We start from the raw sequence: 15,282 nt of genomic DNA on the forward strand, positions 1-15,282 counted from the left end.
GCCTCCTTCCTGAATACGGATCTGAGATCCGTCTCACTTAACTAATCCCAAGCACTCTTTGATGGATTACGGTTTTAGCACGAGCTATTTCCTTACGCACGTCACGAATCCGAGTCGGGTTGTCCAGTTGGCCAGTTGCCAATTGGAAACGGAGATTAAAAAGTTCCTCTTTGAATCCAGCGATCTTTTGTTCAATCTCAGCAGTGGTTAAGTTGCGAAGTTCATTAGCTTTCATTTGCTTCACCACCCAATTCTTCACGTTTCACAAACTTAGTCTTAACAGGCAGCTTGTGAGCGGCAAGACGCATCGCTTCACGAGCGATTTCTTCCGACACGCCTCCGAGTTCGAACATAATCTTGCCCGGTTTAACTACGGCTACCCATTTCTCAACGTTACCTTTACCACTACCCATACGAACCTCGAGAGGCTTTTGAGTAATAGGCTTATCTGGGAAAATCTTGATCCAAACTTGACCGCCACGTTTGATATAACGTGTCATTGCGATACGAGCAGCTTCGATCTGACGGTTAGTGATCCAAGATGGTTCCATTGCAACCAGGCCGAATTCGCCGAAGTTCAATTCAGTACCACCCTTTGCCATACCCTTCATGTGTCCGCGTTGTTGCTTGCGGTGTTTTACGCGTTTTGGTACCAACATGATTAGTTGCCTCCTTCCTGAGCAGCTTGTTTCTTAGCTGGGGGAAGAACTTCTCCACGGTAGATCCATACTTTTACGCCGATAAGACCGTAAGTTGTATGTGCTTCAGCCGTTCCGTAATCGATATCGGCACGAAGCGTATGAAGTGGAACTGTTCCTTCGCTATAACCTTCTGAACGAGCAATCTCAGCTCCGCCAAGACGTCCGCCTACTTGAGTTTTAATCCCTTTTGCGCCAGAACGCATTGTTCTTTGAATCGCTTGTTTGAGTGCACGACGGAACGATACACGACGTTCCAATTGTTGAGCAATGCTCTCAGCTACAAGAATTGCATCCAATTCAGGGTGCTTGATTTCATTGATGTTGATGTGTACTTTTTTGCCACCAGCGATTGCTGTAACTGCGCTGCGAAGTACTTCTACTTCTGCTCCGCCCTTACCAATAACCATACCTGGTTTAGCAGTGTGAATTGTAACGTTCACGCGGTTAGCCGCTCTTTCGATCTCGATATGGGAAACAGCGGAATCCTTCAACTTACCTTTAAGGTATTCCCGGATTTTGACGTCTTCCATCAGAAGAGTACCGAAATCTTTTCCTGCATACCATTTAGATTCCCAATCGCGAATGATCCCGATCCGGAGTCCGATTGGATTTACCTTTTGACCCACGTGTTATCCCTCCTTATTTCTCAGATACCACCAGTGTAATGTGGCTCGTGCGTTTATTGATCCGACTTGCGCGGCCCATGGCGCGCGGACGGAAACGTTTCATAGTAGGTCCTTGGTTAACGAAAACCTCGCTAACGAACAAACTGTTCACGTCCAAAGAATAGTTATGCTCAGCATTCGCAATTGCCGAATTAAGCAACTTCTCAACGACCGGAGAAGCGGATTTCGGAGTGTGGCGAAGAATAGCAATTGCTTCCCCCACTTGCTTACCACGAATCAAGTCAACAACCAGTTTCGCTTTACGAGCGGAAATCCGCACCGATCTTGCATGTGCTTTTGCTTCCATTGTTTAACCTCCTTTCAAACAGAGACCTTATTATTATCTTCTTGTTTTCTTATCGTCACCCGCGTGGCCTTTGTAAGTACGTGTTGGCGCGAACTCGCCCAACTTGTGACCTACCATATCTTCTGTTACGTATACAGGCACGTGTTTACGGCCGTCATATACACCAAACGTATGTCCGATAAACTGAGGGAAAATGGTTGAGCGACGGGACCAAGTTTTAACTACAACCTTTTTTTCAGCCTCGTTCAGTTCCTCAACTTTTTTAAGCAGGTAGCCATCGATAAACGGCCCCTTCTTTAAACTGCGACCCATGTGTGAATCCTCCCTTCATCCGGTTCTTCAAACCGCGAATCGACGCTTCGCGCTTTATTAACTTGCCAGAAGCGTCTTATTTTGTGCGGCGGCGAACGATATATTTATCAGATGCCTTGTTTTTCTTACGCGTTTTGTAACCAAGGGTTGGTTTACCCCATGGAGACATAGGCGATTTACGTCCGATTGGAGCGCGGCCTTCACCACCACCGTGTGGGTGATCGTTCGGGTTCATTACTACACCGCGTACTTCAGGGCGACGGCCCAGCCAGCGACTACGTCCAGCTTTACCGATTTTGATCAATTCATGATCTTCGTTACCTACGGAACCGATAGTTGCACGGCACACGCTAAGGATCTTACGAACCTCACCGGATGACAAACGAACGGAACAGTATTTTTCTTCTTTACCAAGCAATTGAGCTTCTGTACCAGCAGCACGAACCAATTGTCCGCCTTTACCTGGTTTCAACTCAATGTTGTGGATAACTGTACCCACTGGGATGTTCTCCAGCGCAAGACTGTTACCAATTTTGATGTCGGCTGTTGGGCCGGACTCTACTTTATCCCCAACTTTTAGGCCTTTAGGAGCGATGATATAACGTTTCTCTCCATCAGCATAGTGGATCAAAGCAATATTAGATGTACGGTTCGGGTCATACTCAATTGTAGCAACGCTACCTGGTATGCCGTCTTTAGTCCGTTTGAAGTCGATAATACGGTATTTACGTTTGTGTCCGCCGCCATGGTGACGAACCGTAATTTTACCTTGGTTGTTGCGTCCCGCATGTTTGAACAGCGGAGAAAGCAACGATTTCTCTGGCTGGTTTGTTGTGATTTCTTCAAACGTAGACACAGACATATGGCGTCTTGCCGGAGAGGTCGGTTTGTACTTTTTGATTGGCACTATAGTTTCCTCCTTACTTTAAGAGTATTATTCTACCGCTTCAAAAAACTCAAGCGGTTTGCTGTCCGGGCTAAGCTTAACGATGGCTTTTTTCCACTCTGGAGTGTAACCAGAATATTTACCATAACGTTTCAGTTTGCCAGGCACGCGCATTGTGTTCACATTAGTTACTTTTACTTTGAAAATAGCCTCGACAGCTTTTTTGATTTCGGTTTTGTTAGCACGGATATCCACTTCAAAAGCGTATTTCATTTCGCTCATGTAGTCGGAAGTACGTTCCGTAATCACCGGACGTTTGATAATATCACGAGGATCTTTCATTACGCGAACACCTCCTCTACCTTCAGAACTGCTTCTTTAGTGATGATCAGTTTGTCGTACGTCAGTACGTCAAGAACATTAATGCCGTCAGCCGCTACGAATTTCACCCCAGGGATGTTACGAGCGGAAAGTGCTACGTTATCATCATAGCTAGTAGCTACGATCAAAGCTTTGCGTTCCACTTTCAGGTTGTTCAAGATTGCTGCGAATTCTTTCGTCTTCGGAGCATTCATTGTCAAGCTATCCAATACGATAATGTCATTCTCGAGTACTTTCGAGGACAAAGCGGATTTGATCGCCAAACGACGAACCTTCTTAGGCAATTTCCAGGAATAGCTACGTGGTGTTGGTCCGAAGACAACGCCGCCGCCTTTCCATTGTGGAGAACGAATGGATCCTTGACGAGCGCGACCTGTACCTTTTTGTTTCCAAGGCTTACGTCCACCGCCACGAACTTCAGAACGTCCTTTTACTTTGTGTGTACCACGACGAAGGGAAGCTCTTTGCATAAGCGCAGCTTCATGTAGAACGTGCTCATTCGGTTCAATACCGAATACTGTATCGCTAAGTTCTACTTCACCAACTTCGTTGCCACTAATATTAAAAAGTGTTACTTTTGGCATTTCATGTTCCTCCTTTCTTAGGTAATTATTTCTTAACGGTTTGTTTAACTTTCACGAAGCTGTTTTTAGGACCTGGGATAGCGCCTTTAACCAGCAATACGTTACGTTCAACGTCAACCTTGATGATTTCAAGCTTTTGAACCGTGATAGTCGTGTGACCCATATGTCCTGGGAGGCGTTTGCCCTTCGGAACACGGTTAGCTTGGATAGAACCCATGGAACCCGGTCTTCTGTGGTAACGCGATCCGTGTGCCATTGGTCCGCGGCTTTGTCCCCAACGTTTGATGTTACCTTGGAAACCTTTACCTTTAGATGTGCCAGTTACGTCAACAAATTCGCCCTCAGCAAAAATATCAGCCTTCAGTTCTTGTCCAACCTCGAGAGACCCGAGGTCAACACCGCGAATTTCACGAACGTAGCGCTTAGGTGTTGCATTTGCCTTTTTGGCGTGACCTTGTTCAGGCTTATTGGAGCGACTTTCTTTTTTATCAGAAAAGCCCAATTGCACTGCTTCATATCCGTCGATATTCAGGTCTTTCTTTTGCAGTACTACACAAGGGCCTGCTTCGATAACAGTAACAGGAATTACGTTACCTTCTGGAGTAAACACTTGAGTCATACCGAGTTTTTTTCCTAAGATACCTTTCAATGTTGACACCTCTTTTCTTTTCCTAAGTTGCTAAAAATAGAATTACAATTTGATTTCGATATCTACACCGGACGGTAGATCCAAGCGCATCAAGGCATCCACAGTTTGTGGTGTTGGGTTCACAATATCGATCAAACGTTTGTGAGTCCGTTGTTCAAACTGTTCACGGGAATCCTTGTACTTGTGTACCGCACGGAGAATAGTAATGATTTGCTTCTCAGTTGGCAACGGAATCGGTCCAGATACACCAGCACCCGAACGTTTTGCAGTTTCAACGATTTTCTCTGCGGATTGATCAAGAATTCTGTGGTCGTATGCTTTCAAGCGAATACGAATTTTTTGCTTTGCCATTTTAGTCCCTCCTTCTATCGCCCAATTTATTATCGGACATACTCCGTGAAAATTTTCTGACGTCGACCTCATGGCAAAGGGGCCGGGTGTGTCAGTAACCTCTCACATCATCGCAACGTCTCAGAACAACATTTATTATTATATATAATAGGCAGCAGTATTGCAAGCTAAAATAACAAAACAACGCATATTTTTTTCATGCGTTGCTTTATTACTATTATATAGGTTAAAGATTCTCAGCGGCAGACTTAAAAAACTCAGCTGACTCCGCAGTCTGTGCTGTTGCTGACCCAATTCCCTCTATTGTCTGAATCAATGTTCTTATTTCTTCTTCTACTATAACAATCTCTTGTGTGCTACTCCTCATCGCCTCTACAATTTCGGAAAACAAAAGACTAGTCTCAACGGATTGATGTTTCCCACTTTTGGTTAGCTCTTGTACCTTACGTATCTCCTCAACGACCTGTTGTGTGAGACTTCCCGATTTATAGGTCAGCTCTACGATCTGAATTACAGTATTCTTCGTATCCTCTGCCAACCGACTAACTTCTTGAGCAACTACACTAAACCCTCTACCATGCACTCCGGCTCTAGCGGCTTCTATCGTTGCATTAAGTGAAAGAATTTTAGTTTGATCTGCAATATCTTTAACTGAGTTTACGATTTTTTGAATTTGTTTAGAGGAATTGCTTAATTCATGGACTGAATGTTCCATTTCACTAGTACTTTGATAAATAAGATTAATCTGTCCTGTTAAGCTATCCAAATGCTCATGTCCATCTGTAGCCAACCCCTGCGACTCTACAGCGGATGTAGCTGTACGTTGGAATGTTCTACTCACTTCATTGCTACTGGCTACTAGCTGCTTCACAGCGGCATTTGTGTCGATACTAAAATCTATTAATTCGCTGCTGAATTCAGCAATTTTCTGCTTTAATTCATTTTTAACCAAAAGGTATTGCTGTTCCTTCTCTTTGACGTTCTCCTTCTCGTATTCCTCTAGGACAAGTTGTTGTTCAAGGTTAAGCAGCTTAGTTACGGTCTTAACTACATGTAGACGTGTATTGTCATCATGTGTCTCATTATAGATAACTTGTATAAAAACGTTCTGAAGATTTTGAAAAGCAGATAAGTACCATTTAGGCTCAAGTCCTACTCTTTTATGAATATTAGCAATCTTCATTCGCTTTGCTATGTATTCTTCATCAACTTTGCCATCAAAAATTTCAATGATATGCTCGCGGAGTGTTGTTTTCAACCTTTCGATACTACTATGCTCCAATATAATGGCTTCGAGTTTATCCACACCTAATACCGAATTATAAAATTGATCAATTATATAGTCTATATTCTTTTTAACGCTAGGCTTTACCCTACGTAATAAGTTCAAATCTGATTCAGATAGATCAATCATTCTCATTTGCTCATTGAGTTCGTCATAACCCTCAAGAGTATGAAAAAAATCTTCAGTACGCTTAGTCTGGTGTTTATGTTCTATCAAATTAGGGGTGTGAGAATCCTCATTATTATTACGTGATGTTATAGCATGCATGAATGAAAAAGGACATTTTCCCATGTTATCACCCTCCCCTTAATTACTATTTTTTTACAATATTACCTTCCTTTCATTTTACTCTATGATTATTAAAATTGTAAACAATTTATCGTTGAATTTTGTTGAATTTTGTAGAATTATTCGAAATTTCATACTTAATTTATCGTATATTGTCGAATTTAAGAAGATTTATCCTATAAAACAACAAAAAGCCCCGGATTCTCCGCAAGAAGAATCCGGGGCACTATGATTCAGAGTCTACCCGCAGATAGAAACGAATTTATTTTTGGATGGAAGCTACGCTACCTGCTCCAACTGTACGTCCACCTTCGCGAATGGAGAATTTAGTACCTTCTTCAATAGCGATAGGGGAGATCAAAGCAACAGTTACAGTGATGTTGTCACCAGGCATAACCATTTCAGTACCTTCTGGCAAGTTGATGATGCCAGTTACGTCAGTTGTACGGAAGTAGAACTGTGGACGGTAACCAGTGAAGAATGGTTTGTGACGTCCGCCTTCTTCTTTAGTCAAAACGTAGATTTGAGCAGTGAACTCAGTGTGTGGTTTAACAGAGTTCGGTTTAGCCAATACTTGGCCACGCTCGATCATAGTACGGTCTACACCACGAAGCAAAGCTCCGATGTTGTCGCCCGCTTGAGCGGAATCCAGCAATTTACGGAACATTTCCACGCCCGTAACTACGGATTTCTTAGTTTCTTCGTGAATACCAACGATTTCGATTTCTTCTCCGACTTTAACTGTTCCGCGTTCTACGCGACCAGTTGCCACAGTACCGCGGCCAGTGATGGAGAATACGTCTTCGACAGGCATCAAGAATGGTTTGTCAGTTTGACGCTCTGGAAGTGGAATGTACTCGTCGATTGTTTCGAACATTTCAACAATCTTCTTAGCATATTCGCCTTCTGGGTTTTGAAGAGCTTCACGAGCAGAACCACGAATGATTGGAGTGTCGTCGCCTGGGAAGTCATACTCGCTCAGCAAGTCACGAACTTCCATTTCAACCAATTCCAACAACTCTTCGTCTTCAACCATGTCGCATTTGTTCAAGAAAACAACGATGTATGGAACACCTACTTGACGGGACAACAGGATGTGCTCGCGAGTTTGTGGCATAGGGCCATCAGCTGCGGATACAACCAGGATAGCTCCGTCCATTTGCGCTGCGCCAGTGATCATGTTTTTAACATAGTCGGCGTGACCAGGGCAGTCTACGTGAGCGTAGTGACGGTTAGGAGTTTCATATTCAACGTGGGAAGTGGAGATTGTGATACCACGTTCGCGCTCTTCAGGAGCTTTGTCGATTTGATCGAATGCGATAGCTGCGCCACCGTAAGTTTTGGACAATACAGTAGTGATTGCAGCAGTCAGAGTCGTTTTACCATGGTCGACGTGACCAATAGTACCGATGTTAACGTGCGGTTTGTTACGTTCAAACTTTGCCTTTGCCATTTGAACAGTTCCTCCTTAATGTGGGGTTCCTTATATTTGAGCCGCCCGCATATATGTTTATCTTAGATGACTGAGTAATTATACTCGGACGGCAAGTTAAAACTAGTAATTATTCTCCGCCTTTGTTCTTAGCAGCGATCTCTTCCGCAATGGATTTAGGAACTTCTTCATAGTGAGAAAGCTCCATTGAGAATACGCCACGTCCTTGAGTACCAGAACGAAGAGTTGTAGAGTATCCGAACATTTCGGAAAGAGGCACCTTAGCACGGATAATTTGCGCTCCACCACGGGAATCCATACCTTCGATACGGCCACGGCGGGAGTTCAGCATACCCATAACATCACCCATATATTCCTCAGGAACAGTTACTTCTACTTTCATGATTGGCTCAAGCAGGACAGGTTTACACTTGTCTTTAGCTGCTTTAAGCGCCATCGAGCCGGCAATTTTAAATGCCATTTCGTTGGAATCGACATCATGGTAAGAACCATCAACGATGGTAGCTTTAACGTCTACAAGCGGGAAGCCTGCAAGTACGCCGTTTTTCATTTGTTCTTCGATACCCGCAAGTGCAGGAGCGATGTACTCTCTAGGAACCGAGCCACCGACAACTTTACTTTCGAATTTGCTACCAGTACCTGGCTCGAGGGGTTCAAATTCAACCCACACGTGACCGTATTGACCACGACCACCAGATTGGCGTACAAATTTACCTTCGACGCGAGCAGGTGCCTTGAACGTTTCGCGGTAAGCAACCTGTGGTTTACCCACATTGGTTTCTACTTTGAACTCACGACGCATACGGTCGATGATGATGTCCAAGTGAAGTTCACCCATACCAGCCAGGATAGTTTGGCCTGTTTCTTCATCAGTATGAGCACGAAGAGTTGGATCCTCTTCAGTCAACTTACCGAGAGCAACGCCCAATTTATCTTGGTCAGCTTTTGTTTTTGGTTCAACAGCGATTTCGATAACTGGATCAGGGAAGTTCATTGATTCCAGAATTACTGGATGCTTCTCATCACACAGTGTATCACCTGTACTGGTGTCTTTCAAACCAACTGCTGCAGCGATGTCGCCAGAATACACGATGGAAATCTCTTGACGGCTGTTAGCATGCATTTGAAGGATACGACCAATACGTTCACGCTTGTTCTTAGTAGCATTAACTACGTAAGATCCGGACTCTAGAATACCAGAGTATACACGGAAGAACGTAAGTTTACCTACATAAGGGTCAGTCATGATTTTAAATGCCAAAGCTGCAAACGGTTCTTCATCCGAAGAATGACGAACTGCTTCAGTTCCATCATCAAGATGTCCAGTGATAGCTGGAACGTCAAGAGGAGATGGCAAGTAATCAACAACAGCATCCAGCATAAGCTGAATCCCTTTGTTACGGTAGGAGGATCCAACAATTACAGGGAACAATTTAACTTCAACTACGCCTTTGCGCAGTGCAGCTTTAATTTCCGGAACTGTAATTTCTTCGCCTTCCAGGTACTTCATAGTCAGATCTTCATCAAGTTCAGCAACTTTCTCGATCAACTCGAGACGCAGCTCCTCAACTTTGGCCAAATATTCTTCCGGAATATCCGTTACTTCGATGTTTTGGCCTAGATCATCTCTGAACATGTGTGCTTTTTGCTCAACAAGGTCGATAATACCAGTGAAATCACTTTCTGCACCAATTGGCAATTGAATAGCAACTGCATTGGCTTGAAGGCGATCACGCATAGTTTCGATTACGTTAAGGAAATCCGCACCGATAATGTCCATTTTGTTCACATATGCAATACGTGGAACGTTATAACGGTCAGCCTGTCTCCATACGGTTTCAGACTGAGGCTCAACGCCCTCTTTTGCACTAAATACACCTACTGCCCCATCCAATACACGTAGGGAACGTTCAACTTCAACAGTGAAGTCAACGTGTCCTGGGGTATCAATGATATTGATGCGGTGACCTTTCCACGCAGCAGTCGTAGCAGCGGACGTAATCGTGATTCCGCGCTCTTGTTCTTGCTCCATCCAGTCCATTGTAGCAGCACCCTCGTGAACTTCACCGATTTTGTGCGTACGGCCTGTATAGAAAAGAATCCGCTCTGTGGTAGTTGTTTTACCAGCATCAATATGCGCCATGATCCCGATATTACGTGTATTTTTTAAGGAGAACTCTCTAGCCATGAAATGGATCTCCCTTCAAAATATAAGTTATTTGAATGACCTTAATCCTACCAACGGTAGTGAGCGAACGCTTTGTTTGCTTCAGCCATTTTGTGTGTATCTTCGCGTTTCTTAACAGAAGCGCCTGTGTTGTTGGAAGCGTCGATGATCTCAGCCGCCAAACGCTCTTCCATCGTCTTCTCACCGCGGTTGCGAGAGTAGTTTACGAGCCAACGTAATCCCAGAGCAGTACGTCTCTCTGGTTTAACCTCGATAGGTACTTGATAGTTAGCACCACCGACACGACGAGCTTTGACTTCCAAAACCGGCATGATATTCTTGATGGCAGCTTCGAAAACTTCCATCGGATCTTTACCCGTACGTTCTTCAATCAACTTGAATGAATTGTACAGAATGCTTTGAGCGACACCTCTTTTACCACCCAGCATAATGCGGTTAATCAAACGAGTAACCAACTTGCTATTATACAACGGATCTGGCAATACGTCTCTCTTAGTAACTGGACCTTTGCGTGGCATGGATATCCCCCTTTCTTAAATGTTTATTATTCTAGAATTTTTTCTTATTTCTTAGCTTTAGGACGTTTAGCACCGTATTTAGAACGAGCTTGCATCCGGTTAGCTACACCTGCTGTATCCAATGCACCACGAACGATATGGTAACGAACCCCTGCAAGGTCCTTTACTTTACCTCCGCGAAGTAATACAACACTGTGCTCTTGTAAGTTATGTCCGATACCCGGGATATAAGCTGTTACCTCGAGACGGTTCGTCAAACGAACACGGGCATATTTACGAAGCGCTGAGTTTGGTTTACGTGGAGTCATAGTACCAACACGAGTGCACACACCGCGTTTTTGCGGAGCGCTCAAATTTGTAGCCTCACGCTTGAGGGCGTTATACCCTTTTTGAAGAGCGGGAGATTTAGATTTTTCGATTTTGGCTTGACGGCCTTTACGAACCAATTGGTTAATTGTTGGCATGTTGTTGCCACCCCCTTCCTGAAATGATAGCCGATTTAAGAACTCTAAGCCCACAGACCCAGGCGGTTCATAAAAAGACAAATGAAAAGTTCTTGCCGCTGGAGTTCACCCCAGTACAAAAACATTTCCGTAGCTATTGTTTTAAGACGGCTGCCATCGCAGCACCAACTTCTATTCCGCAGGCCTTGCCCAAATTCAGCATCGTATCCACGTATGTGATCTTAACACCTTGTTTGTTACAAAGCATAACTATCCTGGAAGTAAGCCTTTGATCTCCGTCCTCTGCCACATAGACTTCTGCAGCTTGGCCCAACTCTACCGCCTTGACGGTTTGTTTGGTACCGATCTTGACCTGAGCATCCTGTAGTCCTCTATCATCAGTCATAATCATTACCTCCAATGAACAAGGATAACATGGCTACTCACGCACCTTAGACATTTTAGCATTATCAATAGATGGTGTCAAGAAATTCAGCAATAATTTTTATGAATATTATACACAGCAGATATTCGTGTCACACCTATGATTAGGTATGACACGAGTTCACTACCATGTTTGCTAATTTATTCAGCAGGAACCGGCTCTAAAGATTCAAGCGCGCTTTCTGCATTTGGATCACTTAACTTAACATTACGGTAACGATTCATACCAGTACCTGCAGGAATCAACTTACCGATAATAACATTTTCTTTGAGTCCAAGCAACTTATCTACTTTGCCTTTGATAGCAGCGTCTGTTAAGACACGAGTAGTTTCTTGGAAAGATGCAGCGGATAAGAAGGAATCTGTCTCAAGAGATGCCTTGGTAATACCGAGTAAGACCGGTTTAGCAACTGCAGGCTCTTTACCTGACAATATGGCTTCCTTATTAGCAGCTTCATATTCATGAATATCCGCAAACGCGCCTGGTAACAGACTTGTGTCACCTGCATCAATGATACGGATCTTCCGAAGCATTTGTTTGATCATAACTTCAATGTGCTTATCATTGATCTCAACGCCCTGGTTACGATATACACGCTGAACTTCTTGCAGAATGTAGTTTTGTACCCCACGGATCCCTTTGATTCGCAGCATTTCTTTAGGGTCAATCGAACCGTCTGTCAACTCATCGCCGGCTTCAATTTCTTGGCCTTCGCTGACACGTAGACGTGAACCATAAGTAATGGAATAAGTCTTGGATTCTGCTTCACCTTGAACCTCGATTTCACGACGATCCTTAGTTTCACGGATTTCCTTGATTACACCATCGATCTCACTGATTGTAGCCTGACCTTTAGGGTTACGGGCTTCAAACAACTCTTGAATACGCGGCAAACCTTGCGTGATGTCATCACCGGCAACACCGCCGGTATGGAACGTACGCATTGTAAGCTGGGTTCCTGGTTCACCGATAGATTGTGCAGCGATAATACCAACCGCTTCACCGATCTCAACGTGTTTACCAGTTGCCAAGTTACGACCGTAACATTTCTTACAAACACCATGACGAGCACGGCAGCTTAGTACAGAGCGGATTTGTAGCTTAGTTACACCAGCGTCTACGATTGCTTCCGCTTTATCGGAGTCAATCAAATCGTTGCGGTGAACAATGATTTCGCCTGTTTCCGGATGACGAACAGTCTCGAAGCAGTAACGACCTTCAATACGGTCATACAGATCCTCAATAACCTCTTTACCATCCTGAATACGACTAACTGTAAATCCTTTATCCGTTCCACAATCTTCCTCACGGACGATAACGTCCTGAGCTACGTCAACGAGACGACGAGTCAAGTAACCGGAGTCAGCAGTACGAAGTGCGGTATCGGCAAGACCTTTACGCGCTCCGTGAGTGGAGATAAAGTACTCCAAGACCGTAAGACCTTCACGGAAGTTGGCTTTAATTGGCAATTCGAAAATCCGACCCGAAGGTGTTGCCATCAGACCACGCATACCACCCAGCTGAGTGATCTGCGATTTGTTACCCCGCGCTTTGGAGTCAACCATGAGCATGATAGAGTTGAAACGGTCCATCGATTTAAGCAGGATGTTCGTAAGATCATCCTTCGTCTTCGACCAGATCTCAATAACACGGTCGTACCGTTCGTCATTAGTGATCAGACCACGGCGATATTGGTTAGCAACCACATCTACCTTAGCTTCGGACTCTTTCAGGATCGTAACTTTCTCCTCAGGCACGATAACATCCGACACAGCAACGGTAACACCGGAACGTGTGGAGTAAGTAAAGCCGAGTTGTTTAATTTTATCCAAAATCATAGAGGTTTTGGTTGTATGATAGGTTTCAAAACAACGTGCGATAATCAGACCCAGATATTCTTTACCTACAGCGCTGGCTTCAGGAGCGGATTCAATCAGCTCGCGAATATCTGCGCCTTTTTCATAGATAAAGTATTTCTCTGGCGTGCCATGCAGCAAGTTAGTCTTAGTCGCTTCATTGATATAAGGGAAACTACTTGGGTAAATTTCATTAAAAATAATCTTACCGATCGTAGTAATCAACATTGCGCCTTGTTGTTTTTCCGTAAAGCAAGTCTTACCTAGTGCTTTAACTGGAATAGCTACACGAGCATGAAGACCAGCAGTTCCGCGTTGGTAAGCTGATACAGCTTCATTTACGGTACGCAGAATCATACCTGATCCTTTTTCTTCCTTGTTGTCCATGGTCAGGTAGAAAGTACCAAGGACCATATCCTGGGAAGGTGTTACAACCGGTTTTCCGTCTTTAGGGTTCAAGATATTACCGGATGCAAGCATGAGAATACGTGCTTCCGCTTGAGCTTCTGCTGACAGAGGAACGTGCACCGCCATTTGGTCACCGTCAAAGTCGGCGTTATAAGCCGTACATACGAGTGGGTGAAGACGAATAGCATGACCTTCCACCAAAATCGGTTCAAAAGCTTGGATACCGAGACGGTGAAGTGTTGGTGCGCGGTTTAGAAGTACTGGGTGCTCTCTGATTACTTCTTCAAGTACATCCCATACTTCAGGACTTACACGCTCAACTTTACGTTTTGCGCTCTTTATGTTGTGGGCTAGGCCCTTATTAACCAATTCCTTCATGACAAAAGGCTTGAACAATTCTAGCGCCATTTTCTTAGGAAGTCCGCACTGATACATCTTGAGGTACGGTCCTACAACGATAACGGAACGACCAGAGTAGTCAACCCGTTTACCGAGCAAGTTCTGACGGAAACGTCCTTGTTTACCTTTCAGCATGTGGCTGAGAGATTTCAATGGACGGTTACCAGGACCCGTTACCGGACGTCCTCTACGGCCGTTATCGATGAGAGCATCGACAGCTTCCTGTAGCATCCGTTTCTCGTTCTGCACGATAATGTCAGGTGCACCAAGATCCAACAGTCTTTTCAGACGGTTGTTCCGGTTAATAACACGACGATAAAGATCGTTCAAATCAGACGTAGCAAAACGGCCACCATCCAATTGAACCATCGGACGAAGCTCCGGAGGAATAACCGGAAGAACATCCATGATCATCCAATCAGGTTTGTTGCCTGAGTTACGGAATGCTTCAATGACTTCCAGACGTTTGATCGCCCGGTTACGACGTTGGCCTTGGGCCGTACGCAGTTCTTCTTTGAGGAATTCCAGCTCTTTTTCGATGTCGATGTCTTGAAGAAGCTTCTTAACAGCTTCAGCACCCATGCCCGCTTGGAATCCGTAACCGTATTTTTCACGGTAGCTACGATATTCTTTCTCGGATAGAAGTTGTTTCTTTTCCAGTGGTGTTTCACCTGGGTCAGTTACAACATACGAAGCGAAGTAGATAATCTCTTCAAGTGATCTTGGAGACATATCTAGTGCCAAACCCATACGGCTTGGGATACCTTTGAAGTACCAGATATGAGATACCGGAGCAGCCAATTCAATGTGACCCATACGTTCACGACGAACTTTAGCACGAGTAACTTCAACGCCACAACGGTCGCAGACTACGCCCTTATAACGGACACGTTTGTATTTACCGCAATGACATTCCCAGTCTTTTTGCGGTCCAAAGATACGCTCACAGAAAAGACCCTCTTTTTCCGGTTTCAATGTACGATAGTTAATGGTTTCCGGTTTCTTAACTTCTCCGCGGGACCATGAACGAATCTTCTCCGGAGAAGCGAGTCCGATTTTCATAAATTCAAAATTGTTAACGTCCAACAAGGAGCAACCCTCCTTAACCTAATCCTGATTTAGTACCGCTTTGCCCTCCTCTGACTGTTACATCAAAAGAGGGC

17 protein-coding genes are annotated in these 15,282 nt (G+C 44.4%); all 17 read right to left on the minus strand.

What is annotated here, in order from left to right; genetic code table 11:
• Positions 1-37: 37 nt before the first annotated feature.
• Positions 38-235, minus strand: coding sequence for a 50S ribosomal protein L29 (gene rpmC / locus NYE25_RS18155; protein ID WP_019908232.1), 198 nt, complete (start codon positions 233-235; stop codon positions 38-40).
• Positions 225-659, minus strand: coding sequence for a 50S ribosomal protein L16 (gene rplP / locus NYE25_RS18160; RefSeq protein ID WP_042131224.1), 435 nt, complete (start codon positions 657-659; stop codon positions 225-227). The genes rpmC and rplP overlap by 11 nt, the downstream gene beginning before the upstream one ends.
• 2 nt (positions 660-661) lie before the next feature.
• On the minus strand, positions 662-1,327 hold the full coding sequence (gene rpsC, locus NYE25_RS18165) for a 30S ribosomal protein S3 (RefSeq protein ID WP_042192169.1): 666 nt from the start codon (positions 1,325-1,327) through the stop codon (positions 662-664).
• Between the two features lie 13 nt (positions 1,328-1,340).
• A complete protein-coding gene (gene rplV, locus NYE25_RS18170) occupies positions 1,341-1,673 on the minus strand; it encodes a 50S ribosomal protein L22 (protein WP_036680546.1) in 333 nt (110 codons plus the stop codon).
• 33 nt (positions 1,674-1,706) lie between these two features.
• Entirely contained in the window at positions 1,707-1,985 is a 279-nt protein-coding gene (gene rpsS, locus NYE25_RS18175; protein ID WP_036652940.1) for a 30S ribosomal protein S19, read from the minus strand.
• Positions 1,986-2,061: 76 nt separating this feature from the next.
• On the minus strand, positions 2,062-2,892 hold the full coding sequence (gene rplB, locus NYE25_RS18180) for a 50S ribosomal protein L2 (protein ID WP_042192171.1): 831 nt from the start codon (positions 2,890-2,892) through the stop codon (positions 2,062-2,064).
• A 27-nt stretch (positions 2,893-2,919) separates the two neighbouring features.
• Complete coding sequence (gene rplW, locus NYE25_RS18185; RefSeq protein WP_036680537.1) at positions 2,920-3,213, minus strand: 50S ribosomal protein L23; 294 nt, start codon at positions 3,211-3,213, stop codon at positions 2,920-2,922.
• On the minus strand, positions 3,213-3,836 hold the full coding sequence (gene rplD, locus NYE25_RS18190; RefSeq protein WP_042192174.1) for a 50S ribosomal protein L4: 624 nt from the start codon (positions 3,834-3,836) through the stop codon (positions 3,213-3,215). Before rplD ends, rplW begins: the two co-directional genes overlap by 1 nt.
• A 25-nt stretch (positions 3,837-3,861) precedes the next feature.
• On the minus strand, positions 3,862-4,485 hold the full coding sequence (rplC, locus tag NYE25_RS18195) for a 50S ribosomal protein L3 (protein ID WP_076286852.1): 624 nt from the start codon (positions 4,483-4,485) through the stop codon (positions 3,862-3,864).
• A gap of 42 nt (positions 4,486-4,527) precedes the next feature.
• Entirely contained in the window at positions 4,528-4,836 is a 309-nt protein-coding gene (rpsJ, locus tag NYE25_RS18200; RefSeq protein WP_017692074.1) for a 30S ribosomal protein S10, read from the minus strand.
• Between the two features lie 226 nt (positions 4,837-5,062).
• Positions 5,063-6,412, minus strand: a complete 1,350-nt coding sequence (locus NYE25_RS18205) for a globin-coupled sensor protein (protein WP_341146518.1) — start codon at positions 6,410-6,412, stop codon at positions 5,063-5,065.
• A gap of 259 nt (positions 6,413-6,671) precedes the next feature.
• The gene (gene tuf, locus NYE25_RS18210) at positions 6,672-7,862 is read right to left on the minus strand and encodes an elongation factor Tu (RefSeq protein WP_042192178.1); all 1,191 of its coding nucleotides are present in this window, start codon (positions 7,860-7,862) and stop codon (positions 6,672-6,674) included.
• 109 nt (positions 7,863-7,971) lie between these two features.
• Positions 7,972-10,050 (minus strand): elongation factor G, encoded by a 2,079-nt coding sequence (fusA, locus tag NYE25_RS18215; protein WP_042192180.1) that lies wholly within the window; start codon positions 10,048-10,050, stop codon positions 7,972-7,974.
• Positions 10,051-10,097: 47 nt separating this feature from the next.
• Positions 10,098-10,568 carry a 30S ribosomal protein S7 gene (gene rpsG / locus NYE25_RS18220; protein ID WP_036680520.1) on the minus strand — a complete coding sequence of 157 codons (471 nt, stop codon included), beginning with the start codon at positions 10,566-10,568 and terminating at the stop codon, positions 10,098-10,100.
• 44 nt (positions 10,569-10,612) lie between these two features.
• Positions 10,613-11,032, minus strand: a complete 420-nt coding sequence (gene rpsL, locus NYE25_RS18225) for a 30S ribosomal protein S12 (protein ID WP_036680518.1) — start codon at positions 11,030-11,032, stop codon at positions 10,613-10,615.
• A 133-nt stretch (positions 11,033-11,165) separates the two neighbouring features.
• Positions 11,166-11,417, minus strand: a complete 252-nt coding sequence (locus tag NYE25_RS18230) for a ribosomal L7Ae/L30e/S12e/Gadd45 family protein (protein ID WP_042131229.1) — start codon at positions 11,415-11,417, stop codon at positions 11,166-11,168.
• A 179-nt stretch (positions 11,418-11,596) separates the two neighbouring features.
• A complete protein-coding gene (gene rpoC, locus NYE25_RS18235; RefSeq protein ID WP_042192182.1) occupies positions 11,597-15,208 on the minus strand; it encodes a DNA-directed RNA polymerase subunit beta' in 3,612 nt (1,203 codons plus the stop codon).
• Positions 15,209-15,282: the final 74 nt, after the last annotated feature.

This window comes from Paenibacillus sp. FSL E2-8871 (assembly GCF_038000345.1).
Lineage (GTDB): Bacteria > Bacillota > Bacilli > Paenibacillales > Paenibacillaceae > Paenibacillus_AQ.

Excerpts from the sequence above, each read along its gene's own strand:
- rpmC (WP_019908232.1), bottom strand. The coding sequence starts at position 235 with ATGAAAGCTAATGAACTTCGCAACTTAACCACTGCTGAGATTGAACAA.
- rplP (WP_042131224.1), bottom strand. The coding sequence starts at position 659 with ATGTTGGTACCAAAACGCGTAAAACACCGCAAGCAACAACGCGGACAC.
- rplV (WP_036680546.1), bottom strand. The coding sequence starts at position 1,673 with ATGGAAGCAAAAGCACATGCAAGATCGGTGCGGATTTCCGCTCGTAAA.
- rpsS (WP_036652940.1), bottom strand. The coding sequence starts at position 1,985 with ATGGGTCGCAGTTTAAAGAAGGGGCCGTTTATCGATGGCTACCTGCTT.
- rplW (WP_036680537.1), bottom strand. The coding sequence starts at position 3,213 with ATGAAAGATCCTCGTGATATTATCAAACGTCCGGTGATTACGGAACGT.
- rplD (WP_042192174.1), bottom strand. The coding sequence starts at position 3,836 with ATGCCAAAAGTAACACTTTTTAATATTAGTGGCAACGAAGTTGGTGAA.
- rpsJ (WP_017692074.1), bottom strand. The coding sequence starts at position 4,836 with ATGGCAAAGCAAAAAATTCGTATTCGCTTGAAAGCATACGACCACAGA.
- NYE25_RS18205 (WP_341146518.1), bottom strand. The coding sequence starts at position 6,412 with ATGGGAAAATGTCCTTTTTCATTCATGCATGCTATAACATCACGTAAT.
- tuf (WP_042192178.1), bottom strand. The coding sequence starts at position 7,862 with ATGGCAAAGGCAAAGTTTGAACGTAACAAACCGCACGTTAACATCGGT.
- fusA (WP_042192180.1), bottom strand. The coding sequence starts at position 10,050 with ATGGCTAGAGAGTTCTCCTTAAAAAATACACGTAATATCGGGATCATG.
- rpsG (WP_036680520.1), bottom strand. The coding sequence starts at position 10,568 with ATGCCACGCAAAGGTCCAGTTACTAAGAGAGACGTATTGCCAGATCCG.
- rpsL (WP_036680518.1), bottom strand. The coding sequence starts at position 11,032 with ATGCCAACAATTAACCAATTGGTTCGTAAAGGCCGTCAAGCCAAAATC.
- NYE25_RS18230 (WP_042131229.1), bottom strand. The coding sequence starts at position 11,417 with ATGACTGATGATAGAGGACTACAGGATGCTCAGGTCAAGATCGGTACC.